The sequence below is a fragment of the Variovorax sp. PvP013 genome (genome assembly GCF_050435945.1).
Lineage (GTDB): Bacteria > Pseudomonadota > Gammaproteobacteria > Burkholderiales > Burkholderiaceae_C > Variovorax.
On the sequence record NZ_JBNDLF010000001.1, the window covers coordinates 870,438 to 892,693 of the forward strand.

The 22,256-nt window shown below is 72.8% G+C and carries 15 protein-coding genes; 7 read left to right on the forward strand and 8 right to left on the reverse strand.

All coding sequences use genetic code 11. The annotated features are described in order from the left end of the window. The first annotated feature begins 8 nt into the window (after positions 1–8). Both gluQRS and trmB read left to right on the forward strand, forming a co-directional pair. On the forward strand, positions 9–1,043 hold the full coding sequence (gene gluQRS, locus ABID77_RS04180) for a tRNA glutamyl-Q(34) synthetase GluQRS (RefSeq protein WP_429591302.1): 1,035 nt from the start codon (positions 9–11) through the stop codon (positions 1,041–1,043). Further along, positions 1,040–1,828, forward strand: a complete 789-nt coding sequence (gene trmB, locus ABID77_RS04185; protein WP_429591305.1) for a tRNA (guanosine(46)-N7)-methyltransferase TrmB — start codon at positions 1,040–1,042, stop codon at positions 1,826–1,828. The genes gluQRS and trmB overlap by 4 nt, the downstream gene beginning before the upstream one ends. Positions 1,829–1,977: 149 nt before the next feature. Here the strand turns inward: trmB and ABID77_RS04190 are convergent, their stop codons facing one another. The 6 genes from ABID77_RS04190 to ABID77_RS04215 form a co-directional block, all read right to left on the reverse strand. Then, on the reverse strand, positions 1,978–2,700 hold the full coding sequence (locus ABID77_RS04190) for a carbonic anhydrase (RefSeq protein ID WP_429591308.1): 723 nt from the start codon (positions 2,698–2,700) through the stop codon (positions 1,978–1,980). A 216-nt stretch (positions 2,701–2,916) separates the two neighbouring features. After that, complete coding sequence (locus tag ABID77_RS04195; RefSeq protein WP_429591311.1) at positions 2,917–3,240, reverse strand: plasmid stabilization protein; 324 nt, start codon at positions 3,238–3,240, stop codon at positions 2,917–2,919. Between the two features lie 152 nt (positions 3,241–3,392). Next, the gene (gene alaS, locus ABID77_RS04200; protein WP_429591314.1) at positions 3,393–6,020 is read right to left on the reverse strand and encodes an alanine--tRNA ligase; all 2,628 of its coding nucleotides are present in this window, start codon (positions 6,018–6,020) and stop codon (positions 3,393–3,395) included. Positions 6,021–6,129: 109 nt separating this feature from the next. Further along, on the reverse strand, positions 6,130–6,420 hold the full coding sequence (locus ABID77_RS04205) for a hypothetical protein (RefSeq protein WP_429591317.1): 291 nt from the start codon (positions 6,418–6,420) through the stop codon (positions 6,130–6,132). A 69-nt stretch (positions 6,421–6,489) separates the two neighbouring features. Next, positions 6,490–7,893 carry a TIGR03862 family flavoprotein gene (locus tag ABID77_RS04210; RefSeq protein WP_429591319.1) on the reverse strand — a complete coding sequence of 468 codons (1,404 nt, stop codon included), beginning with the start codon at positions 7,891–7,893 and terminating at the stop codon, positions 6,490–6,492. Next, positions 7,890–13,943 carry a PD-(D/E)XK nuclease family protein gene (locus ABID77_RS04215; RefSeq protein WP_429591322.1) on the reverse strand — a complete coding sequence of 2,018 codons (6,054 nt, stop codon included), beginning with the start codon at positions 13,941–13,943 and terminating at the stop codon, positions 7,890–7,892. The genes ABID77_RS04210 and ABID77_RS04215 overlap by 4 nt, the downstream gene beginning before the upstream one ends. Before the next feature lie 218 nt (positions 13,944–14,161). Between ABID77_RS04215 and trxA the strand changes: the two genes are divergently transcribed. Together trxA and rho are read left to right on the forward strand one after the other, a co-directional pair. Further along, a complete protein-coding gene (trxA, locus tag ABID77_RS04220) occupies positions 14,162–14,494 on the forward strand; it encodes a thioredoxin TrxA (RefSeq protein WP_429591325.1) in 333 nt (110 codons plus the stop codon). A gap of 178 nt (positions 14,495–14,672) precedes the next feature. Next, entirely contained in the window at positions 14,673–15,938 is a 1,266-nt protein-coding gene (rho, locus tag ABID77_RS04225; protein ID WP_429591328.1) for a transcription termination factor Rho, read from the forward strand. Between the two features lie 209 nt (positions 15,939–16,147). On the opposite strand, the gene ABID77_RS04230 is transcribed toward rho, so the two are convergent. After that, positions 16,148–17,224 (reverse strand): oxidoreductase, encoded by a 1,077-nt coding sequence (locus ABID77_RS04230; protein WP_429591331.1) that lies wholly within the window; start codon positions 17,222–17,224, stop codon positions 16,148–16,150. Positions 17,225–17,363: 139 nt separating this feature from the next. Here ABID77_RS04230 and ABID77_RS04235 point away from each other — a divergent pair, with 139 nt between their 5' ends. From ABID77_RS04235 to ABID77_RS04245, 3 genes are all read left to right on the forward strand, one after another. Beyond that, the gene (locus tag ABID77_RS04235) at positions 17,364–17,633 is read left to right on the forward strand and encodes a type B 50S ribosomal protein L31 (RefSeq protein WP_429591334.1); all 270 of its coding nucleotides are present in this window, start codon (positions 17,364–17,366) and stop codon (positions 17,631–17,633) included. A gap of 81 nt (positions 17,634–17,714) precedes the next feature. Beyond that, positions 17,715–19,499 carry a hypothetical protein gene (locus ABID77_RS04240; protein ID WP_429591337.1) on the forward strand — a complete coding sequence of 595 codons (1,785 nt, stop codon included), beginning with the start codon at positions 17,715–17,717 and terminating at the stop codon, positions 19,497–19,499. After that, positions 19,496–20,857: an MATE family efflux transporter gene (locus ABID77_RS04245; protein ID WP_429591340.1), complete on the forward strand. Its 1,362-nt coding sequence runs from the start codon at positions 19,496–19,498 to the stop codon at positions 20,855–20,857. Before ABID77_RS04240 ends, ABID77_RS04245 begins: the two co-directional genes overlap by 4 nt. Here the strand turns inward: ABID77_RS04245 and phoR are convergent. Beyond that, entirely contained in the window at positions 20,841–22,211 is a 1,371-nt protein-coding gene (gene phoR / locus ABID77_RS04250; protein ID WP_429591343.1) for a phosphate regulon sensor histidine kinase PhoR, read from the reverse strand. The genes ABID77_RS04245 and phoR overlap by 17 nt on opposite strands. Positions 22,212–22,256 lie beyond the last annotated feature (45 nt).

A 22,256-nucleotide genomic window follows, 5' to 3' on the forward strand; every position in this document is an offset into this window, starting at 1 on the left:
GAACGCGTGTGATCGGGTCGACCGGATCGCGCGCCGTCGGCCGCTTCGCACCGTCGCCCACCGGCCCGCTGCACGCCGGCTCCCTGGTCGCGGCGCTGGCGAGCTGGCTGGACGTGCGCGCGCGCGGCCCCGCCGCCCGCTGGCTGGTGCGCATCGAGGACGCCGACACCGAGCGCTGCCTGCCGGGGCTCGACGAGCACATCCTGCGCCAGCTCGCCGCCTGCGGACTGGTCCCGGACGCGCCTCCCGTGCGCCAGACCGATCGCACCGACCGCTACGAGCGTGCCCTGGTCCGGCTGGCCGCCGCCGGACGCGCCTACCCGTGCGCCTGCTCGCGCAAGGACATCGACGAGGCCCTCGCGCGGCGGGGGGTCGCGCACCGGCGCCACGGCGAGCGCGTGTATCCCGGCACCTGCCGCTGCGGTCTGCGCGGCCGTCCGCCCCGCGCGTGGCGCTTCGCCGTGCGGCCGCTCGGCGACGACGCGGGCGGCCTGTGCGACGACCCGGTGTCGGCGGCCGGCGGCACGCCAGGCGCCGCCGACGCACCGGTCGCCGACATCCCCATGGACGCCCACGCCGTCGTCGACTGGACCGACCGCCGACTCGGCGCGCAGCGGCAGGACGTGGTCGCCGAGGTCGGCGACTTCGTGCTGCAGCGCGCCGACGGCCCCTGGGCCTACCAGCTCGCCGTGGTGGTCGACGACGCCGACCAGGGCGTGACCGACGTCGTGCGCGGCGCCGACCTGGCCGACAACACGGCGCGCCAGATCCTGCTGCAGCGCGCCCTCGGCCTGCCCACGCCGAGCTACCTGCACACGCCGCTGGTGCTGGCGGCCGACGGGCAGAAGCTCTCCAAGCAGAACGGCGCCCGACCCATCGACACCGGCACGCCGGCCGAGGCCCTCGCCGCGCTGGCGGCGGCGGCGCATGCGCTCGGGCTGCCCGATGCGGCGTGCACGTCGGCCGGGACGGCGCGCGATCCGGCCACGGCCCTGGCGGGCTGGGTCGCGCCGTGGCGCGATCTCTACAATCCGCGCCCGTGACGAACCCAACTCCCCCCGACATCGGCCGCCCCGAGGACGCCGACGCTCCCCGCACCGCCCTCGATCCCGACAGCCCCCACCCGCTGCACCGCCGCCTCAAGAGTTTCGTCAAGCGCGCCGGCCGCACCACCGACGGCCAGAAGCGCGCCTACGAGCAGGTCGGCCCGCGCTTCCTGCTGCCCTACCGCGCCGAGCCGCTCGATTTCGAGGCCGCCTTCTCGCGCCGGGCGCCGACCGTGCTGGAGATCGGCTTCGGCATGGGCGAGGCCACGGCGCACATCGCCGCGCTGATGCCCGAGACCGACTTCCTGTGCTGCGAGGTCCACGAGCCCGGCGTCGGCGCGCTGCTCAAGCGCATCGGCGAGCAGAACCTGACCAACATCCGCATCTGCGCCCACGACGCCGTCGACGTGCTCGACCACATGATCGAGCCGGCCACGCTCGCCGGCGTGCACATCTTCTTCCCCGACCCGTGGCACAAGGCGCGCCACAACAAGCGCCGCCTGATCCAGCCGCCGCTGGTGCGCAAGCTCGCCGAGCGCATCGCCCCGGGCGGTTACCTGCACTGCGCCACCGACTGGCAGCCCTACGCCGAGCAGATGCTCGAGGTGCTCTCCGGCGAGCCCCTGCTGCGCAACTCGGCGCCCCCGGCAAACGCCGCCACGGCGGACGGATCGGCAGCCGCCGGCTACGCCCCCAAGCCCGCCTACCGCCCCCTCACCAAGTTCGAGAACCGCGGCCTGCGCCTCGGCCACGGCGTCTGGGACCTCGTCTTCGTCCGCTGAGAAGAAGCCGACAGCGCCCGCGCGCGCCATGAAACCGTCACGGCCAGAGACCAGAAACACCGTGGAACCGGCTCCGCCGGGCCACCGGTGTTGCCCCCTGGAAGGGGGTTGGCGAAGCGACACGCAGTGCGCGAAGACTGGGGGTGAGCCTACTGAATAAAGAAGTCGACCTTGCCGTCGTCCAGGTCGTAGCGCGCACCCACCACCATCAGCTTGTTGGCCTGGATCGGATCGGCCAGCGTCGGCTCCGCGGTGCGCAGCCGCATGACGGTGCGGCGCACGTTCTCGCGCACCGCGCCGTCGAGCAGGTCCTCGCCCGCCGCGGCGCCCATCGCCTTGGCTTTGAGCACGGCCGGGATGATCGGCTCGACCATCTGCCCGATGCTGCCCGGGAACACCGTGTTCTTCTCGACCACCGACACCGCCGCGTCCACCGCGCCGCAGCGTTCGTGGCCCAGCACCAGGATCAGCGGTACGTTGAGCACCTGCACGGCGTACTGGATGCTGCCCATGGCGACCGTGTCGATGGTGTTGCCGGCATTGCGCACGATGAAGAGTTCGCCCAGTCCGGTGTCGAACAGCAGTTCGGGCGGCACGCGGCTGTCGGAACACCCCACCAGCACCGCGAACGGCACCTGCGCGCGCGCGATGGCCAGGCGGCGATCGCTGTCGCGCGCGGTCTTCAGGGTCGGCTTGTCGTTCAGGAAGTCCTCGTGACCCTGCTTGAGCTTGGCCAGCGCCTGGGCCGGGGTCATGGTGGTCTTCGGACCCTCGGCGGCATGGGACGACAGGGCGCCGAGGCTGGCGGCCATGCCGAGCGCGCCGTAGCCCAGACGGAAGAACGAGCGGCGCGAGGAATCGAGGGGGTACATGGAGAGGCTCCGATTGTTGTGTGAACTAAATCACAACATTGGACTCTTCGGGCGTCAAGCCTGCCCCTTGGTCGACGCTGGTCATCGATCACCGTCGGTCGTCACAGGTTCGTGACGCGATGACCTGCATTGGCCCGCAAACCGTGGCGCCGTTCCGACAGAAGGCACGGGTGACCGGGCCGCCGTCGATCGTCGAGGCCGTGCCCGGCCACGACTTCAGGATGACGCCGTGGCGGCGGCAGCGGCATTGCGCTTGCGCGTCGCGGCGGCCTTCTTCGCCGAGGCGGATCGCTGTTCCGGCGTGCGGGCGGCCGATGCGGCCCCGCCGACCTTGCCGCCCTCGCGGGACGGCGCGTGGTTCTCGGGCCGGCCCCGACCCGAACCGCTCTTCTTGCCGCCGCCGCTCTCCTTGTTGACCGTGGCCCAGGCACGTGCTTCGGCCTCCGCTTCGGGCACCCCGCGCTGCTCGTAGCTCTCCTCGATGTGCTCGGCCTGCCGCTTCTGCTTGTCGGTGTAGGCGGACTTGTCACCTCTGGGCATGGAACGCTCCTTCGCATGTCGATGGATCGACGAAAGGCGTTTCATCGGCCGCGTCGGCCGTGCGGGGTGTAGGCGGAATGAAAACCGCGGCGTCGGCAGCCACCGGACGTCGCCGGCGCCGCGGACGCCGCACCGGCGAGCGTCGCCGACGTTCAGAGGCGACCGGCCACCCAGTCCCGGACCGACGCGAGCGCGCCCGGCAACGCGCCGGCGTCCGTGCCGCCGGCCATCGCCATGTCGGGCTTGCCGCCGCCCTTGCCGCCGACCTGCTGGGCGACGAAGTTGACCAGTTCGCCCGCCTTGACCTTGCCCAGCGCGCCGCCGGTGACGCCCGCGGCCAGCTGCACCTTGGCGCCCTCGACCACCGCCAGCACGAGCACGGCCGAGCTCAACTTGTCCTTGAGCTTGTCCATGGTGTCGCGCAGGGTCTTGGCGTCGCCGCCGTCGAGCCGGGCGACCAGCAGCTGGACGCCGCCGCCGACGTCGACGGCCTGCCCCACCAGCTCGTCGCCCTTGGAGGCGGCCAGCTTGCCCTTGAGGGCACCGATCTCGCGCTCCAGCGACTTCATCTGGTCGAGCACCTGGCCCAGGCGCGACTGCAACTCGGCCGCCGGCGTGCGCAGGGTCGAGGCGACGCTGTGCACGGTCGACTCCAGGTCCTGCAGGTAGTGCAGCGCGTTGGCGCCCGTGACGGCCTCGATGCGGCGCACGCCGGCGGCGACGCCGCCCTCGCCCGTCACCTTGAACAGGCCGATGTCGCCGGTGCGCCGCACGTGCGTGCCACCGCAGAGTTCGCGGCTGTCGCCGATGTCGATCACGCGCACCGTCTCGCCGTACTTCTCGCCGAACAGCATCATGGCGCCGGTCTTCTGCGCCTCCTCGATGGGCAGGACACGCACGACGTTGGCCTCGTTCGCGAGGATCTGGGCATTGACGCGCCGTTCGATCTCCGACACCTGGGCCGGCGTGACCGGCGCGTTGTGGGCGAAGTCGAAGCGCGTCTTGTCGGCGTCGACCAGCGAGCCCTTCTGCTGCACGTGCGTGCCCAGCACGTCGCGCAGGGCCTTGTGCATCAGGTGGGTGACGCTGTGGTTGCGCTGCGTGGCCGCGCGGCGGTCGCCGTCGACCGCCGCCCGGACCGCGTCGCCGACCCGGAGCGTGCCCTGCGTCTGCGTGCCGTGGTGGCCGAAGACGTCGGCCTTGATCTTCTGCGTGTCCTCGACGCCGAACTGCACGCCCTCGGCGCCGATGACGCCCTGGTCGCCGACCTGGCCGCCGCTCTCCGAATAGAACGGCGTGGTGTCGAGCACGACGATGCCCGGCTGGCCTTCCTTCAGTTCGCCGACCGCCACGCCGTCGGCGTAGAGCGCGACGACGCGGGCGGACTCCTCCAGGCGCTCGTAGCCGGTGAAGACGTTGCCGTGGCCGGCGTAGTCGACGTTGCGGTCCATCTTGAACTTGCCGGCGGCGCGACCGGCGGCCTTCTGTTTCTCCATCGCGGCGGCGAAGCCGGCGGCGTCGACGCTCACGCCGCGCTCGCGGCAGACGTCCTGCGTCAGGTCGAGCGGGAAGCCGAAGGTGTCGTGCAGCTTGAAGGCGACCTCGCCCGGCAGCGTCGTCGCGCCGCCGCCCAGCGCGGCGTCGAGGATCTCCATGCCGTTGGCCAGCGTCTCGAAGAAGCGCTCCTCCTCCGTCCTCAGCACCTCGACGATGCGCGCCTCGTCGGCCACCAGCTTCGGGTAGGCCTCGCCCATCACCGCGACCAGGTCGGGCACCAGCCTGTGGAAGAAGGGCTTCTTCCGGCCGAGCTTGTAGCCGTGGCGGATGGCGCGGCGCACGATGCGGCGCTGCACGTAGCCGCGGCCCTCGTTGGAGGGGATCACGCCGTCGGTCACCAGGAAGGCGGTCGCGCGGATGTGGTCGGCGATCACGCGCAGGCTGTTGTGGCCCAGGTCGGTCGTGCCGGTCTCGCGCGCGGCGGCCTTGATGAGGGCGTCGAACAGGTCGATCTCGTAGTTGCTGTGGACGTGCTGCAGGATGGCGGCCAGGCGCTCCAGCCCCATGCCGGTGTCGACGCAGGGCGCGGGCAGGCGCGTGACGCTGCCGTCGGCGGCCATGTCGAACTGCATGAACACGTTGTTCCAGATCTCGATGAAGCGGTCGCCGTCCTCGTCCGGGCTGCCGGGCGGGCCGCCGGGGATGTGCGGGCCGTGGTCGTAGAAGATCTCGCTGCACGGGCCGCAGGGGCCGGTGTCGGCCATCATCCAGAAGTTGTCGGACTTGTAGCGCCCGCCCTTGTTGTCGCCGATGCGGATCACGCGCTCGGGCGGCAGGCCGATGTCCTTCGTCCAGATGTCGTAGGCCTCGTCGTCTTCCTCGTAGACGGTGGCCAGCAGGCGCTCGGCCGGTAGCCGGTAGACCTGGGTGAGCAGTTCCCAGGCCCACTGCAGCGATTCGCGCTTGAAGTAGTCGCCGAAGCTCCAGTTGCCCAGCATCTCGAAGAAGGTGTGGTGGCGCGCGGTGTAGCCCACGTTCTCCAGGTCGTTGTGCTTGCCGCCGGCGCGCAGGCAGGCCTGAACCGAGGTGGCGCGCACGTAGGGACGCTTGTCCTCGCCCAGGAACACGTCCTTGAACTGGACCATGCCCGAGTTCGTGAACATCAGCGTCGGGTCGTTGCCCGGCACCAGCGGGCTCGACGCGACGATCGTGTGGCCCTTCGAGGCGAAGAAATCGAGGAAGGTCTTGCGGATGTCCGCGACCGTGAAGGTGGGCTGGCTCATGGGATGTGGAGGTGCTCGCGCCGCCGGTCCTGGAAGGCCCGCCGGCCGCTGGATTCGAGGGGCTGGAATGCCCGTCGATTATAGGTTTCGCCCCCCGGCGGGGCGCTCCTCAGGGGCGTTGGCCCCGGACGTCCCGGGCCGCGAGCCGCAGCCTCAGGGTCTCGGCCAGCGCGAGGGTGCGGTGCTCCATCGCCGCGACGTGATAGGCCCCGAGCGGACGGCCCTCGAAGCTCAGCGCGGCGATGTCGAAATGCCCCGCGAGCGCGGTTGCGGCGTCGTGCAGGCACTCGGCGATCGACGCCAGGCCCTCGCGCACGTGGCGCTTGTCGGCGTCCGCCATGCTCACGCTGTAGCCGTACTCGCCCTCGGCGATCTTCGTGATGTCGACTTGCGGATGCATGCGCCGGGCCTTTGTCTGAACCCGGCGATTGTCCGGCGTCGCGTCCGGTCTGCCTATTAGCCGGATGGCTTACCCAGGGTCCGAGGCGGACGGCGCGATGCCCTGCCGGCGCAGCACGCCGCGGGCCGCCGCCAGGCCGCTGGCCATGCTCGCGCTGAGCAGGTAGCCGCCGGTCGGCGCCTCCCAGTCGAGCATCTCGCCGGCGCAGAAGACGCCGGGCAGCGCATGGGCCTGCAGGCCGGCGTCGAGCCCCTCGAAGCGCACGCCGCCGGCGCTGCTGATGGCCTCGGCCACCGGACGCGCCGCCACGAGGCGCAGCGGCAGCGCCTTGATCGCCGCCGCCAGCCGCGCCGGATCGTGCATCGCCTCGCGCGACAGCGCCTCGTGCAGCAGCCCGGCCTTGACGCCTTCCAGGCCCAGCCGGCCCTTGAGATGGCTGGCGAGCGAGCGCGAGCCGCGCGGGTGGGCGACGGCGGCGAGCACCTGCGCCGCGTCGCGGTCGGGCAGCAGGTCGAGGTGCAGCGTGGCGTGGCCACGGGCGGCGATCTCGTCGCGCAGCAGGGCCGAGGCGGCATAGACCAGGCTGCCCTCGATGCCGGTGGCGGTGGCGACGAACTCGCCCTTGCGCGCGAAGCGCCGGCCCCGGGCGTCGGTGAAATCGATGGCCACCGACTTCAGCGGCTGGCCGGCGAAGCGTTCGGCGAAGTGCGCGCTCCAGCCGATGTCGAAGCCGCAGTTCGCCGGCACCAGCGCATCGACGGCGACCCCGCGCTCGCGCAGCCAGGGCACCCAGGCGCCGTCGGACCCCAGGCGCGGCCAGCTCGCACCGCCGAGCGCCAGGACGACGGCGCCGGCATCCACCGCCACGGGACCGGTCGGCGCATCGAAGCACAGCCGGAGCACCGGCCCGGACGCCGCCGTCGGGACCGCCTCGACGGCGGGATCGCCCGCGGATGCCGGCCGGGCATCGGCGGCGTTCGGAGCGGTGACGACGTCGATGCCGCCGGTCCAGCGGTGCCGCATGTGAAAGCGCACGCCGGCCGCGCGCAGGCGCTGCAGCCAGGCCCGCAGCAACGGCGCCGCCTTCATGCCGACAGGGAACACCCGGCCGGACGTGCCGACGAAGGTCTCGACGCCCAGGCCGGCGGCCCAGGCGCGCAGCGCGTCGGGATCGAAGGCGCGCAGCATCGGCTCGACGACGGATTGCCGCTCGCCGAAGCGGGCGACGAAGCGTTCGAAGGGCTCGGCGTGCGTGAGGTTCAGGCCGCCACGGCCGGCCAGCAGGAACTTGCGCCCGACCGAGGGCATGGCGTCGTAGACGTGCACGGGCACGCCGGCCGCGCTCAGGACCTCGGCGGCCATCAGGCCGGCGGGACCGCCGCCGACGACGACGACGGGGGACGGGACGGACGCCAGCGGCGACGCGGCGGCGGACGTGGGGACGGAAGCGGGAGGGGATTCGTTGTCGTTCATTCAGGGGTCACAGGTTCATCCGGTCCGGTCGGTGACGCCGCGGTCGCGGCGCCTCCGGCCGGGGCCGTCATCGGGCGTGCCGACGCCAGCCGGCGCGGCGGACGCTTCAATACGAAAGTCGCGGCGGCGCCGCGGTCCGCGCCGCCTTCATGGCCGAGGCCACCGGAGCCGGTGCCGACGGCGTCGCCGCGCCGCTCACGGCCGGCGTGCCCGGCGGCGGTGTCGCGCGGCGGTTCCCGCGCGGTCACGGGCTCGCACTGGCCCTGCAGTCGCAGCCACCAGCTGCCGTCGGCCGGGCGCGCGGGCTGCACCGACGACAGCACGAGCCGGTCGCGCGCGCGCGTGGTCGCCACGTACAGCCCGTTGAGTTCCTCGCGCAGGCGCGCCGCTTGCTCCTCGTCCAGCAGGGTCGCGGCGCAGGCCGGCGGATGCTTCTCGCTGGCCACGAAGACGAAGCGGCCGGGCCGCGCCCGGTCGCCCTTCCACTCGATGAGCACGCCCATGGTCTGGGCGCGCGGCGCGGCGGCGTCGCAGTCGAGCATCAGGACGTGGTCGGCCTCCAGCCCCTTGGCGCCATGCACGGTCAGCAGGCGCACGGCGTCGGGTCCGGCCACCGACGGCGCGCGCACGCCGCCGGCGCGCAGGGCGCGCACCAGGGCGTAGGGCGTGGCGAAGCGTCCGCCCTCGATGTCCAGCGCCGCGCCCAGCAGGCTGCGCAGGTTGGCCAGCACGCCATCGCGCAGGGTCGGTGGCGCGGCGGCGCCGAAGCGCGCCAGCACGTCGCCGTCCTCGTAGATCGCGCTGAGCGCGTCGTGCGGCGGCAGAGCGCGCAGCCAGCCGCGCCAGCGGCGCAGCACCGGCACGACGGCGGCGAGCGCGGGCGGCAGGGGCGATGGCGGCCGTGCGGTCGACGACGATGCCGGCACCTTCGACGGCCCGGCGTTCGATGACACGGCGGCGACGGCGCGATCGGCATTGGCGCGCGCGGCGACGCCGCTGTCGACGGGGTCCCCGAAGTCGATGTCGGCCTCGCGCGCCATGACGCCCAGGCCCTCCTCGACGTCGGACCGGTCGCCGAAGTCGGGCACGTCGCCGAGATCGAGCGCATCGCCGAAGTCGGGCACGTCGTCGAAGCGGTCGTCTCCCGCCGGATCGAATCCGGCGCCGACGTCGGCCGTGCCGGCCATCGAAGGCATCGCGATGTCTCCGACCTCCTCCACGCCCCCGCCCGCCTCGGTGCCCGCATCCATCGACGCGCCTGCGGTGTCCGCCGCCGCCTCGTCGATGCCCAACAGCGCCGACCAGCCGGTGCCCTTCCGCGCCCGCTGGCGCAGCGCCAGTTCCACCAGCGCCGCGTCGTCCAGCCCGAACAGCGGCGACTTCAGCGCGCGGGCCAGCGACAGGTCGTGCGACGGCGAGACCAGCGCGTCGACCAGCGCGACCACGTCCTGGATCTCGGGGGCGTCGTGCAGGTCGTTCTTCTCGGGCTGCTCGGTGGCGATGCGGCGGGCGCGCAGGGCGTCCTGCATGGCCGCCAGGCGGCTGCGGCGGCGGGCCAGCACCATGATCTCCCGGGGCGCGACACCCTCGGCGATGCGCGCGGCGACCCAGCGCGCGGCCTGCTCGCACTCGAGCTGCAGCAGGCGCGTCTCGGGCAGCACGCGCGGGGTCGCGAGGCTGTCGCGCCAGCGCAGGGCGCCATCGCCCGCATCGGGGTCGGCGTCCGCCAGCGCCGTCACGGCGTCGCGCGCGATGGCGGGCAGCTTCTGCACGGCGCCGTCGTCGTCGCGCTGGGTGCTGTGGTCGCGGAAGCCCTCGAACTGCGCCTGCGCCGCGCGCATCGCGTGGTTGACCAGGCCGACGACGCGCCGCGCGTTGCGGTGCGTGTGGTCGCAGCTCAGCAGCTCGCCGCCGAGACCGGCGCGCACGAAGTCCTTGGCGGCGATGAAGACCTGCGGCTCGGCGCGGCGGAAGCGGTAGATGCTCTGCTTGGGATCGCCGACGACGAACACGCCCGGCGGCCGCGCGCCGGCGCCGCTGTAGCCGCTCAGCCAGGCGTGCAGCGCCTGCCACTGCAGCGGGTTGGTGTCCTGGAACTCGTCGATGAGCAGGTGCGCGACGCGCGCGTCGAGCCGCTCCTGCACCCAGCCCGAGAGCGCCGACTGGCCCAGCAGCAGCTGCGCGGCCTGCTCGATGTCGTTCATGTCGATCCAGCCGTTGCGGCGCTTGACCTGCGAGAAGGCGTCGATCAGCAGCCGCGTGAGCCGCGTCATGCGCTGCTGGTGGCACCACGCCGCGTGCTGGGCCTGGGCCGCGCACAGCACCTGCAGATCGGCCTCGGCGGACTGGGCGGCCTCGTACTTGCGCAGGTGGTTGGTCAGGCGGTCCTCGGCGGCGACGAAGAAGGCCTTGCGCAGGCGCGCCAGCGCCGCGGGGCCGTCCTCCGTGGCCGGCACGCCGTCGCCGAAGACCGCGACGATCGCCTCGGCCGCCTTCTGCGGCGTCTTGTTGGTCTCGCGGCCGAGCGCGGCGGCGCGCGCCAGCCAGTCGCGCCGCGCCGCCTCGGTGGCCAGGGCGTCGGCGGGCTCGCGCAGGCCGTCGAGCGACGGGTGCAGGACGCCGAAGGGCTGCACCGCCGTCTCCGGCTCCGACAGCGTGAACTCCACGCGCCGCGTCAGCGCCTCGCCCAGCGCCTTGGCGATCTGCGAGCGCCCGTGCGTGGCGACCAGCGCGCGGTAGTCGGCCAGCGCGTCGGCATCGGCGGCGACGGCCTCGAAGAACGGGCGCCAGGCCTGGCCGCGCGCCTCGGCGTCGTCCTCCAGCAGTTCGTAGTGGGCCGGCAGGCCCAGCGCCGTCAGCGCGGCCATCGGCGCGTTGCGCACCAGGCCGGCGAACCAGGCGTGGAAGGTGCGGAACTGCACCGGCCGGCCGCCGTCGAGCAGCCGCCGGTAGAGCCCCTTCAGGCGCGGCGCGGCGGCGGCGGCGGCGCCGGGCGCCATGCCGCGCAGCACCAGCTCGGTCGTCAATGCCTCCGGCGTCTGGCCGGCGAACTGCGCCAGCCACTGGTCGAGCCGCGCGCCCATCTCGCCGGCGGCCTTGCGGGTGAAGGTGATGGCCAGGATCTCGTGCGGCTCGCAGGCGCCCTCGCCCTCCTCCAGCAAGGCGCGCACGATGCGCGAGACCAGCATCCAGGTCTTGCCGGCGCCGGCGCAGGCCTCCACCGCGACGTTGCGGCGCGGGTCGCAGGCGATGCGGTAGAAGGCCTCGCGCGCGACCGGTCGCCCGTTGTGCTCGTAGGCCGGCGCGGCGGCCACCGGCAGGTCCTCGGCCTCCGGCGGCGAGGGCTCGGCCGCCGCCACCCGGTCGTCGGCCGCCAGCCCCCCGCCGCCCTGCGGCGCGGTGGCGACGGCCTCGTCGCTCCACGAATCGCGCCGGCACAGGCCGCGCGCGTCGCAGTGGTCGCACACCGCGCCCTCGCCCAGCGGCGGCAGCGGGGCGCCGTCGGCGATGCGCGCGAAGTCGTCCATCAGGCCGTGGACCAGCGCGTCGCGCGCGGCGACGACCTCGGGCTGCTCCACCGTCTTCGTGCCCGGCGAACGCTCGCCGACGTTGACATAGGCCGCGCGCAGGGTGTCGTCGGCCATGAGCGCGGCGTAGAAGGCGAGCTGGGTGTCCTCGGCCGGGTCCTTGACGCGGTCCTCGGTGGTCTTGAGCGCCTCGGTCTTGTAGTCGATGACGAAGGCGCGGCCGTCGGCGGTGCGGTCGATGCGGTCGAGCCGGCCCACCAGTTCGAGCGTGCCGAGCGGCTGGCGCATCCAGGGCTCGGACTCGACGAACACGGCGCCCTCGGCCTCGTGCGCGCGCAGCCAGTCGAGGTAGCCGTCGCGCACCGCCGGCCAGGCGGCGGCGAAGGGCAGGAACTCGGCCGCGCCCAGGGCCGCCTCGCGCGTGGCGCGTTCGGCCGCCTGCTCGATCAGCGCCAGGCGCGCCGCTGCGTCGGCGTCGGGGACGTGCCGCAGCGCTTCGTGGAAGTGGCCGAGCACCGCGTGCAGCCAGTTGCCGAAGTCGCGCTTGTCGACCTGCGAGTCGATCTCGTCGGCGTTGCGCAGGCCGAGCTGGCGCAGGGCGAAGAAGCGGTACGGGCAGCGGCGCAGGTCCTCGTAGACGCTGGTGGAGACGGTGGCCAGCGGCAGGGCGGCGCCGCTGGGCGCGGGGCGCGCCGTCGGTCGCAGTTCAATCGCGTCGGCGACGCGGGGGTCGACGCCGTCGACCGCGCCGCCGTCGAGCCGCAGCGCCTGCAGCAAGGCGCTCGGGCGCATCGGCTCGCCGGTCGAATCGGCCACGCGCCAGAGCAGCTCGCAGCGCGGCTGGCACAGCGCCATCGCCCAGGCGGCGCGCTGGGCGGCCTCGAGCGCCTCGCGCGAGGGCAGGCCCAGCGCCAGGCGCTGGGCCGCCGTCCAGGCGCCGGGCGGCTCGGGCGAGGCCGGCAGGCGCCGCTCGTCGCAACCGGGCATCACCACCGCGTCGAAGGCGCGGCCGAGCAGTTGCTGCATCGGCAGCACGATGACGTGCGACGCGGCGCCGCCGGCCGGCGGCACGAAGCTGCCGGCCTCCAGCACGTCGCGCACCCAGCCGGTGAATTCGCCGAGGGTGAAGCGGCCGTCGGAGAGGCGGTGGCCGGGCGCGGCGGCGGGGCCGGCGTCGGACGCCCCTGCCGGCGCGCCGTGGACGCGGCCCTCCCCACCGGCGACGGGCGTCGCGTCGCCCTCGCTCCCGCCGTCGTCCAGCCACAGCGCCGTCACGACCCCGGCGCCGGCGGCGTCGGCGGCCAGCGCGTCCCAGGCCGCCGTCGCCTCCAGCAGGCGGCGCAGGTCGCGCAGCCAGTCGTCGAGCGAACGCGCCTTCGACAGGCCGGCGCGGCGCGCGTCGACGGTGGCGGTCAGGCGGCGCAACGGCGCGTCCTCGTCGCGCGTGCCGGCGGCGATGGCGCGCGACCAGCGGCGCCATTCGCGCAGGCCCTCGCGGCGCAGGCGCGTCTCCAGGGCGTCGACCTCCTCGGCCGGCAGGTCGCCGGTGCTCTTGAGCCAGTCGAGCACCTCGTCGCTCGTCGCCTCGCGGGCGCAGGCCCGCAATGCGCCCATCAGCGTCGCGGCCGAGCGGGTGGTGGAGAGCTTCCAGCCGGTCTCGTCGTGCGTGGGCACGCCCAGCGACTGCAGCTGCGCGGCGATGCGGCGGGTGAGCACGCGGTCGGTGGCCACCAGCGCGACGGCGTCGTGGCCCTCGGCCAGCCGGCGCATCACGCAGGCGGCGGCGCGCTCGGCCTCGTCCTGGGGGTCGGCCGCGGCGTGCAGCCGGGCCGGCCCGGCCGGCGCCTCGCAGGCCGGGAACGGGATGCGCTCCGCCGACTCGCCCCAGCGCTCGCACAGCGCGAGCGCGAGCGGATCGGCCTGCAGGCCCTCCAGCACGATCAGCAGGTCGACGTGCGTCGCGTCCGGCCCCTGCAGCAGCACGTCGGTGGCGTAGGCCGTGGTGGCGACCCAGGCCAGCGCGATGGCGTTGAGCGCGCCCTCGGTCTTGAACCACTCGGCATCGCCCTCGATGCGCAGGGCCGACTGCAGTTCCAGCATCCAGGCGGCGCGTGCGTCGGGGTGCCGCGCGGCGGCCAGCGGCGCGAGCTGGCAGGCCAGCTCGACCAGGCTGCCGGCGAGCGTCTGCTTGTCGGCGCCGAAGCTGGTCTGCGCCAGCAGCGCCTGGGCCGTGACCAAGTCGCGGGCCATGTCGAAGGAGAGGTCGTGCGCGGCGGGGATGAATTCGCCCGCCCCGCGCGCCCAGTTGCGCGTCGTCTCGAAGCGCGGCGCGCCGCCGGCGGTCGCGCAGCGCGCCCACATCGCGCCGGCCACGCCCATCAGCTGCGCATAGGGCACGAGCACGACGCAGCGCGCCGGGCGCACGCCGTGGCGCGCCATGACCTCGTCGATGCGCGCCACCACGCCGTGGTCGGGGTCGGACCAGAGGGCCTGCACGGGATGGACGGTGGGAGGTGGTGTCATCGGGAATCGGAGAGGAAGCGGGGGGGGAGGCGCGGCGGGCGGGCGAGTCGCGACATGGGGGCGGACCGCTGCGTTTCCACCCTCGTCCCACCCATGGCGCCCATAGCGAACGCGGTGTCCCGCGCCGCACGTCGACAGAGGCGTTTCTGTCACAATGAACCGCACTTTAGCGGTACCCGGACGGGCGCCGTACCCCCAGCGCTTCAAGGACCCCCATCATGGCCAGCGAACTCATCAAACACATCTCCGACTCCTCTTTCGAAGCCGACGTGCTCAAGTCCGGCCAGCCCGTGCTGGTGGACTACTGGGCCGAGTGGTGCGGTCCCTGCAAGATGATCGCGCCCATCCTCGACGAGGTCTCCAACACCTACAAGGGCAAGCTGCAGATCGCCAAGATGAACGTCGACGAGAACCGCGACATCCCGGCCAAGTTCGGCATCCGCGGCATCCCCACGCTGATGATCTTCAAGGACGGCCAGCTCGCCGCCACCAAGGTCGGCGCCATGAGCAAGGCGCAGCTGACCGCCTTCATCGACCAGCAGCTCGCCTGAGCGTTCTGGAGCGGCGGCCCCCGCGCAACGCGGCGGCCGCCCCGGTTTTTCCTGTCATAATCCCGAACAGATCACCGGCCCGCCCGGTTTGAGTTCCCCGGTTCCCGAGGCCGTTCTCGCCTCTTCCCGAACCTCCCCCCGTTTCCCGTTCGACATTGCCCCCGTGTGGGGTCGCTCCATGCACTTAAACGAACTCAAGGCACTCCACGTGTCTGAAGTCCTCAAGCAGGCCGAGGCCCTTGAGATCGAAAACACCGGCCGGATGCGCAAGCAGGAGCTGATGTTCGCGATCATCAAGAAGCGCGCGAAGGCCGGCGAACAGGTCTTCGCCGACGGCGTGCTCGAAATCCTGCCCGACGGCTTCGGCTTCCTGCGCAGCCCCGACACCAGCTTCACCGCCAGCACCGACGACATCTACATCTCGCCGAGCCAGGTGCGCCGCTTCAACTTGCACACCGGCGACATGGTCGAGGGCGAGGTCCGCACCCCCAAGGACGGCGAGCGCTACTTCGCGCTGACCAAGCTCGACGCCGTCAACGGCGGCCCGCCGGAGCAGAACAAGCACAAGGTGATGTTCGAGAACCTGACGCCGCTGTTCCCCAAGGAGCAGATGAAGCTCGAGCGCGACGGGGTCAAGGGCGACGAGAACATCACCGGCCGGATCATCGACATCATCGCCCCCATCGGCAAGGGCCAGCGCGCCCTGCTGGTGGCGCCGCCCAAGAGCGGCAAGACGGTGATGATGCAGCACATCGCCCACGCCATCAGCGCCAACTATCCCGAGGTGCACATGATGGTGCTGCTGGTGGACGAGCGGCCCGAGGAAGTGACCGAGATGCAGCGCACCGTCAAGGGCGAGGTCATCGCCTCGACCTTCGACGAGCCGGCCGCGCGCCACGTGCACGTCGCCGAGATGGTGATCGAGCGCGCCAAGCGCCTGGTCGAACTGAAGAAGGACGTGGTGATCCTGCTGGACTCGATCACCCGCCTCGCCCGCGCCTACAACAACGTCGTGCCCTCCTCGGGCAAGGTGCTGACCGGCGGCGTGGACTCCAACGCGTTGCAGCGTCCCAAGCGCTTCCTGGGCGCGGCGCGCAACGTCGAGGAAGGCGGCTCGCTGACCATCATCGGCACCGCGCTGATCGACACCGGCAGCCGCATGGACGAAGTGATCTTCGAGGAGTTCAAGGGCACCGGCAACTCCGAGATCCACCTCGACCGCCGCCTCTACGAGAAGCGCGTGTTCCCGTCGATCCAGCTCAACCGCAGCGGCACGCGCCGCGAGGAGCTGCTGCTGCCGCCGGAGATCCTGCAGAAGACCCGCATCCTGCGCCAGCTCATGTACAACATGGACGAGATCGAGTCGATGGAGCTGATGCTCAAGAACATGAAGGCGACGAAGACGAACGTGGAGTTCTTCGACATGATGAGAAGAGGTGGCTGACCCCCAGTCTGCGCGCACTTCGTGTCGCTTCGCCTACCCCCTTGCAGGGGGCGACACCGGAGGCCCGGCGGAGCCGGCTCCTCGATGTCCGCGAACGAAAAAGCCCGTCTGCGACGGGCTTTTTTGCGTCTGGGTCCGGATGGTCTGGAACCGTGCCGGCCGCGTGGCCGACGTGCGGTGTGGAGGCTGGGCCAGGACGACGTGATCCGTCAGGCGCCGGATCTGCCTTGGCCTTGCACTTCGGCCGCGCTGCGCCGGCCTTCGTCGAGCAACTCCATGAGTTCGACGGCCTGTTCGGGCGGGACGGGGTTGGGGGCGGTGCCGCGGATGGCGTCTCGGACGGCGGCGTAGTAGTCGGCGTAGTTGCCGCGGCGGTTGGGGACGGTGCTGTCGCGAAACCAGTTCTCGAAGGCCGCGACCTTGAGGGCGCCGGGGTGCGGGTCGACGCCCCAGTCCTCGGCGCCGGGGCGCCGGCCGGCGCGCAGGGCGTCCTCCTGCGGATCGACGCCATGCTTGACGTAGCTGCCCCGGGTGCCGTGCAGGACGTAGCGCGGCGCGGCATGGGCGGCGAGCGTGGTGGCGTGCAGCACGACGCGCAGCGGGGCGTGGGGGCCGGCGTCGTAGCGCAGCACGGCGTGGAAGTGGTCCTCGACCACGGCGCCGTCGCGCAGGGCGGCGGTGTCGAGCCGGAGGGCGTCGGGGCGGCCGAAGAGCTGCACGGCCTGGTCGAGCAGATGCGAGCCCAGGTCCAGCCACAGGCCCGCGCCCGGCACGGCCTGCTCGCGCCAGCGTTCGCGCACCTCGGGGCGGAAGCGGTCGAAATGCGATTCGAAGTACACCGGACGGCCCAGCACGCCGCTCGCGAGCAGGTCGCGCAGGGTCAGGAAGTCGGCGTCGAAACGGCGGTTCTGGTAGACCGAGAGCACGCGGCCGTGCGTCTTCGCCAGGCCCGCGAGTTCGCGCGCCTGCGCGGCGTCGAGCACGAAGGGCTTGTCCACCACGACGTGCCTGCCGGCGCGCAGCGCCTGCGCCGCCAGCGGGTGGTGCTGGTCGTTGGGTGCGGCGATCACGACCAGGTCGACGTCGTCGCGGGCGCACAGCACGGCGGCGTCGGGCTCGACGGCGACGCCGGGCCAGTCGGCGCGCACGCGCTCGGGCTTCGAACTGGCGACGGCGACCAGCTCCAGACCCGGAACGGACGCCAGCACCGGCGCATGGAAGGTCTGGCCGGCGAAGCCGTAGCCGACGAGGCCGACGCGCAGGGGTGACGTGTTCGACGTGTTCATGTTCCTTCAGTATGCGATAATTATGGGCTCCGCGAAAAGTGCAGCAGGGCAACTCCGTCCTGCCCCGTCAGGGACGGTCCGCGATCACGCACGATCGCCGGCCTGTGGCTCTCGCATCGACCCCGCAAGGAAACACACCATGGCAAAAGAAGGCATCCACCCGAACTACCGCGAAGTCCTGTTCCAGGACATGTCGAACGGCTTCAAGTTCGTGACCCGTTCGTGCGCGAACACCCGCGAGATGGGCACCACCGACGACGGCCGCGAACTGCCGCTGTTCAAGCTCGACACCACGAGCGAATCGCACCCCTTCTACACCGGCACCCAGAAGTCGGTGGACAACATGGGCGGTCGCGTCGAGAAGTTCCGCAACCGCTTCGGCAAGACCACCGGCGCCGTCGCCAAGTAAGGCGATCGCTTCCAGTCGAGGGCAGCCCGGTTTACCGCGCTGCCCTTTTTCTTTCCCGATCCCTCTTCCTTTCCTCCTGCCTTGAGCCAACCGACGCCCGCGATCGTTGCCCAGAGCGCCGCGCGCCGGATGCCGCGCCTCGCGCTGCTCCTGCTGTGCGCCGCCTACCTGATGCCCGGCCTGCTCGGGCGCGGTCCCTGGAAGAGCGCCGACATCGCCAGCTACGGCTACATGGCCGAACTCGCGCGCAGTTCCGAAGGCCTCGCGCGCTGGTTCGATCCCCTGCTGCTGGGCCTGCGGCCCGACACGCCCGCCCTCTTCCCCTACTGGTTCGGCGCGCTGGCGATCAAGATCGCGCCAGGCTGGATCACGCCCGACCTCGCGGTGCGCATCGCCTTCGCGCTGCTGCTGTGGGGCGTCTTCGCGGCGACCTGGTACGCGGTCTACCACCTGGCGCGCACGCCCGACGCGCAGCCCGTCGCCTTCGCCTTCGGCGGCGAGGCGCGGCCCACCGACTACGCCCGCGCCATCGCCGACGGCGCGCTGCTGGCGCTGATCGCCTGCCTGGGCCTGGCGCAGCTCGGCCACGAGACCACGCCGGCGCTGGCGCAGCTCTTCTTCGCTTCCTGGCTGCTCTACGGCGTCGCCGCCGTGCCCTACCACCGGCGCGTTGCCTGGGCCGCGCTCGCGGCCGGCCTGCTCGGGCTGACCCTGAGCGGCGCGCCGGCCGTGGCGCTGGCGCTCGGGCTGGGCGGTGCCGCGGTCGTTTCCATCGACCGCCGGCGCCATGCCCGCCGCGCGAGCGACACCACCACGCTCTACGCCGACATCACGCGCGAGGCCCCGCTCTATCCCGCCGACACGGCGCTGCGCATCGGCGGCGTCGCGCTGGCCGTCGCCGGGCTCGGGGCCGTGCTGGGGCTGTGGCACTGGCAGATCTCGCTGCCGGGCACGGATCCGGGCAAGTCGCTGGGCTCCGACCTGCGCAGCCTGATCCGGCTGATGCTGTGGTTCACCTGGCCGGCGTGGCCGCTGGTGGTATGGACGCTGTGGCGCTGGCGCGGGCAACTGGCCGCGCGTCACCTGGCGCTGCCGCTGCTGTTCATGGCGGTGCCCCTGGCGGCCACCTGGACCACGGACTTCACCGACCGCTCGCTGTTGCTGGGCCTGCCCGCCATCGCCACCCTGGCCGCCTTCGCGCTGCCGACCCTGCGGCGCAGCGTGGCGGCGCTGGTCGACTGGTTCACCCTGCTCTTCTTCAGCAGCGCCGCCGTCATCATCTGGGGCTACTGGATCGCCATGCAGACCGGCACGCCGCCCAAGATGGCCGCCAGCGTCGCGCGGCTGACGCCGGGCTTCGTGCCGCAGTTCTCCTGGCTCACGCTGATCTTCGCCATCGCGGCGACGCTGGCGTGGTGCGCGCTGGTGCGCTGGCGCAGCGGCCGGCACCGGGCGGCGCTGTGGAAGTCGCTGGTGCTGCCCGGCGGCGGCGCGGCGCTGTGCTGGCTGCTGGGCACCACGCTCTGGCTGCCCTCGCTCGACTACGCCCTGAGCTACGCGCCGCAGGTGCGCGCCATCGCCGAGCGCATCGAGCGCGTCGACGGCCCGGCGCGCGATCGGCCCGGCGCCTGCCTCGCGCTCCTGGGCGTCGGGCGCTCGCAGATCGCGGCGCTGCGCCACCACGGCAATTTCGACCTGCGGCCGTTCGCGGCGGACACATCGTGCGGCTGGATGGTCGTCGGCCCCGACGCCATCGGCAGTCTGAAGGACGTCGCCAGCTTCGAGCGCTGGCGACTGGTCGGCACCTTGCGCCGTCCGAGCAGCGCCAGCGACGACCTGCTGCTCTACCAGCGCGCCGGCCCGTGACGGCCGGCACCGCGCCGGCGGCCAGCGAGCGTCGCCTGATCGTCGGGCACGCCGGCACCGTGCTGGTCGGCCAGCTCGCGGTGATGGCCTTCGGCGTCACCGACACCATCGTGGCCGGCCGCTACGCCGAGGGCGCGCTGGCCGCGCTGTCGGTGGGCTCGGCGATCTTCATCAGCGTCTTCGTCTCGCTCATGGGCGTGGTGCAGGCCCTGCTGCCGGTGTGGGCCGAACTCCACGGCGCGCGGCGCACGGCGGAGGTCGGCCGCTCGGTGCGCCAGTCGCTCTACGTCTGCGCCCTCGCCATCGCCGTCGGCATGGCGGTGCTGCTGATGCCCGGCGCGCTGCTGCAATGGACCGAGGTGCCGGCGACCCTGCGCGGCGACGTCGAGCGCTACCTCGCCATCCTGGCCTTCGCGCTGCCGCCGGCCCTGCTGTTCCGCGTCTTCGGCACGCTCAACCAGAGCCTGGGCAAGCCCCGGCTCGTGACCTGGCTGCAGCTGGGCGCGCTGGCCGTCAAGCTGCCGCTGTCGGTGTGGCTGACCTTCGGCGGCGCGGGCGTCCCGGCCCTGGGCCTGGCCGGCTGCGGCTGGGCCACGCTGACCGTGAACTGGACCATGCTGGCCTGCGCCGTCGTCGTGCTGCGGCGCGAGTCCTTCTACGCCGCCTACGACCTGTGGCGTCGCATGGAACCACCCGACCGGCGCGCGCTCGCGCAGTTCGCGCGACTGGGCATTCCGGCCGGCCTGGCGGTGCTGGTGGAGGTCACGTCCTTCACGCTGATGGCGCTGTTCATCGCCCGGCTGGGCACGGTGGCCTCGGCGGCGCACCAGATCGCGTCGAACCTCACCGCCGTGGCCTACATGTTCCCGCTGTCGCTGGCCATCGCCACCAGCGCGCGCGTGAGCTTCTGGCTCGGCGCGGGCGACGACGCACGGGCGCGGCTGGCCTGCCGGCGCGGCTTCGAGCTCACGCTGCTGTGCGCGCTGGTCTGGGCGACGGCGATGGTCGGGCTGCGCTGGCAGCTCGCGGGCGTCTACTCCGAGCGTCCCGCCGTGGTCGCGATGGCGGCGACGCTGCTGCTGGCGACCGCGCTCTACCACCTCGCCGACGCCGTGCAGACGCTGTGCGTGTTCGTCCTGCGCTGCTACCGCATCACGGTGGTGCCGCTGATCCTGTACTGCGGCCTGCTCTGGGGCGTGGGCCTGGGCGGCAGCTACCTGCTGGCCTACCGCGGTCTGGGTCCGTGGGAGGCGATGCGCTCGCCGCTGGCCTTCTGGCTCATGAGCGCGGTGGCGCTGGCGGCGACGGCGCTGCTGTTCGCCGCGCTGCTCCTGCGCACCCTCAGGCGGACGCGCTGACGGGCTTGACGGCCGCGCCGGTCGCCGCCGGGCGCAACGGCCGCAGGCGCGACGCCGGGAACAGCAGCGCGAAGCGCGAGCCCTTGCCCACCGTGCTCTCGATGCGCAGTTCGGCGCCATGGCGCTGCGCCACGTGCTTGACGATCGCCAGGCCCAGGCCGGTGCCGCCGGTCTCGCGCGAGCGGCTGCGGTCGACGCGGTAGAAGCGCTCGGTCAGGCGCGGGACGTGCTCGGCCGCGATGCCGGGGCCGCTGTCGCGCACCGCGTACTCGCCGCGGCCGTCGCCCAGCACGCGCCAGCTCACGACCACCTCGCCGCCACCCGGGGTGTAGCGGATGGCGTTGCTCAGCAGGTTCGACATGGCGCTCTGCAGCTCGGTCGGCGCGCCGGCGATCTCGGCGTCGTCCTTGAGATCGAACACCAGCCGGTGCGCCTGGCCCGGCGACAGGCGGCTCGACAGGCCGCGCGCCTCGTCCTCGCACTGCGCGAGCAGGGCCCGCACGCGCGTCCACTGACCGATCTTGGGCGCGGCGCTGCCTTCCAGGCGCGACAGCGTCAGCAGGTCGTTGACCAGCGTCTCCATGCGATGCGATTGCTGCGCCATCAGGGCCAGGTAGCGCGCGCGCTCCTCGGCGTCCAATGGCAGGTTCTGCAGGGTCTCCACGAAGCCCGCGAGCACCGTCAGCGGCGTGCGGATCTCGTGCGAGACGTTGGCCACGAAGTCGCGCCGCATGGCCTCGGCCTGTTCCAGCGCCGTGATGTCGCGCGTGAGCAGCATGCGCCGGTTGCCGGCGTAGGGATGCACCTGCACCGACAGGCGCATCGGCGGATGCCCGGCGCCGTGGCGCGCGTGCGTGGCGTCGATCACGACGTCGCGGCTGTAGTTGTGCGAGGCCAGGTAGGCGATGAAGGCCGGATCGCGCACGAGGTTGGACAGGTGCTGGAGCAGGTCGCGCTCGGCGTCGATGCCGAACTGCCCGGCCGCCGTCTGGTTGCACCACTCGATGCGACCCTGCTCGTCGAGCAGCACCACGCCGTTGGGCGAGGCCTGGATGGCGGCCAGGAACTCCTGCAGTCGCTCCTCGGCCTGGCGGGTCTGCTGCTCGCGCTCGCGCAGGAGCTTGCGGATGCGTTCGGAGAGTTCGCCCCAGATGCCGCCGCCGCGCGTGGGCAGGCCGGCCACGTCCTTGCGCATCACGTGGAGGAAACGCTGGCCGCGCACGCTGTCGAGCGCGAACCACAGGGCGGCCCCGGCCCAGGCGCCCCACCCCGACTGCGGCCAGCCGGAGGTCAGGCCGACGAACACCGTGCCGGCGAGCGTCGCCAGGAGGAAGAGCGCGATGCGAAACGGCATGGCGTCCGATCACCCGGGGCGCGAAGCGCCGGCGGCCCGTGGTCG

Coding starts and splice junctions, on each gene's coding strand:
- ABID77_RS04190 (WP_429591308.1), bottom strand. CDS start 2,700: ATGTACCCCCTCGATTCCTCGCGCCGCTCGTTCTTCCGTCTGGGCTAC.
- trxA (WP_429591325.1), top strand. CDS start 14,162: ATGGCCAGCGAACTCATCAAACACATCTCCGACTCCTCTTTCGAAGCC.
- ABID77_RS04205 (WP_429591317.1), bottom strand. CDS start 6,420: ATGCATCCGCAAGTCGACATCACGAAGATCGCCGAGGGCGAGTACGGC.
- ABID77_RS04230 (WP_429591331.1), bottom strand. CDS start 17,224: ATGAACACGTCGAACACGTCACCCCTGCGCGTCGGCCTCGTCGGCTAC.
- rho (WP_429591328.1), top strand. CDS start 14,673: ATGCACTTAAACGAACTCAAGGCACTCCACGTGTCTGAAGTCCTCAAG.
- ABID77_RS04235 (WP_429591334.1), top strand. CDS start 17,364: ATGGCAAAAGAAGGCATCCACCCGAACTACCGCGAAGTCCTGTTCCAG.
- ABID77_RS04215 (WP_429591322.1), bottom strand. CDS start 13,943: ATGACACCACCTCCCACCGTCCATCCCGTGCAGGCCCTCTGGTCCGAC.
- ABID77_RS04210 (WP_429591319.1), bottom strand. CDS start 7,893: ATGAACGACAACGAATCCCCTCCCGCTTCCGTCCCCACGTCCGCCGCC.
- phoR (WP_429591343.1), bottom strand. CDS start 22,211: ATGCCGTTTCGCATCGCGCTCTTCCTCCTGGCGACGCTCGCCGGCACG.
- ABID77_RS04195 (WP_429591311.1), bottom strand. CDS start 3,240: ATGCCCAGAGGTGACAAGTCCGCCTACACCGACAAGCAGAAGCGGCAG.
- alaS (WP_429591314.1), bottom strand. CDS start 6,020: ATGAGCCAGCCCACCTTCACGGTCGCGGACATCCGCAAGACCTTCCTC.